At 45.3% G+C, this 1,675-nt stretch carries 1 rRNA gene; it reads left to right on the forward strand.

The window, feature by feature from the left end:
* Positions 1–125 precede the first annotated feature (125 nt).
* Positions 126–1,675, forward strand: a 23S ribosomal RNA gene (locus ACXAG7_RS19840); the annotation flags it as partial.

Here is a 1,675-nt window from a genome sequence, read left to right on the forward strand (position 1 = left end):
GTTCATTGACATATTGGTAATATGATATCGTAAAGAATCAAGATAGAGAGTTGATTAAAAATCAACAAACTTTATAAAAAAATATAAAGAGCTCGTTATAGATTTCGATCTATAGCAAAAAGTACAATAAGCTAAATAAGGGCGTATGGAGGATGCCTAGGCTTTCAGAGGCGAAGAAGGACGTGATAAGCTGCGATAAGTTGCGGGGAGTGGCACATACATTATAATCCGCAAATTTCCGAATGGGGCAACCCGGCATGTTGAAGACATGTCACCTTTTTAAGGAGCAAACCCGGAGAACTGAAACATCTAAGTACCCGGAGGAAGAGAAAACAAAAGTGATTCCGATAGTAGTGGCGAGCGAACTCGGAATAGCCCAAACCAATATTGTTACGGCAATATTGGGGTTGTAGGACTGCGACATTAGAATCTAAGAGAACTAGAATCGTTTGGAAAGACGAACCGGAGAGAGTGATAGTCTCGTATAGGTAATCGAAGAGGATATAGCAGTATCCTGAGTAGTGCGGGACACGTGTAATCCTGTATGAATCTGGCGGGACCATCCGCTAAGGCTAAATACTCCTGAAAGACCGATAGTGAACAAGTACCGTGAGGGAAAGGTGAAAAGAACCCTAAGTAAGGGAGTGAAAGAGAACCTGAAACCGTACGCCTACAAGCGGTCGAAGCACATTAACTGTGTGACGGCGTGCCTTTTGCATAATGAGCCTACGAGTTACTGTTGCTAGCAAGGTTAAGAATTTAAGATTCGGAGCCGAAGCGAAAGCGAGTCTGAATAGGGCGCATAGTTAGTAGTAGTAGACGCGAAACCGAGTGATCTACCCATGGGCAGGTTGAAGCTGTGGTAACACACAGTGGAGGACCGAACCAGTTGACGTTGAAAAGTCTTTGGATGACCTGTGGGTAGGGGTGAAAGGCCAATCAAACTCGGAAATAGCTCGTACTCCCCGAAATGCATTTAGGTGCAGCGTTGAGTAAAAGTTTTATAGAGGTAGAGCTACTGATTGGATGCGGGGGCTTCACCGCCTACCAATTCCTGACAAACTCCGAATGCTATAAAATGTTTCTCAGCAGTGAGGGCATGGGTGCTAAGGTCCATGTCCGAGAGGGAAAGAACCCAGACCATCAGCTAAGGTCCCCAAATGTATGCTAAGTTGAAAAAACGAGGTTTGACTGCCCAGACAGCTAGGATGTTGGCTTGGAAGCAGCCATTCATTTAAAGAGTGCGTAACAGCTCACTAGTCGAGCGGTCGAGCATGGATAATAATCGGGCATAAGTATACTACCGAAGCTATGGACTTGTAAAAGTGGTAGGGGAGCATTCTATTTGCGCTGAAGGTGAACTGTGAGGTTTGCTGGAGCGGATAGAAAAGAAAATGTAGGCATAAGTAACGATAAAGGGGGCGAGAAACCCCCTCACCGAAAGACTAAGGTTTCCTCAGCGATGCTAATCAGCTGAGGGTTAGTCGGGACCTAAGGCGAATCCGAAGGGAGTAGTCGATGGACAACAGGTTAATATTCCTGTACTTCTTATAAATGCGATGGGGTGACGGAGTGATGAACCCGCCGCGAGCTGACGGAAATGCTCGTTGAAGTATGTAGGTATTGGATTTATAGTTAAATGCGTAGATCTAGCCGAAGTACGATAGTACCACAA

Source organism: Tenacibaculum sp. AWR4_210, from assembly GCF_056160945.1.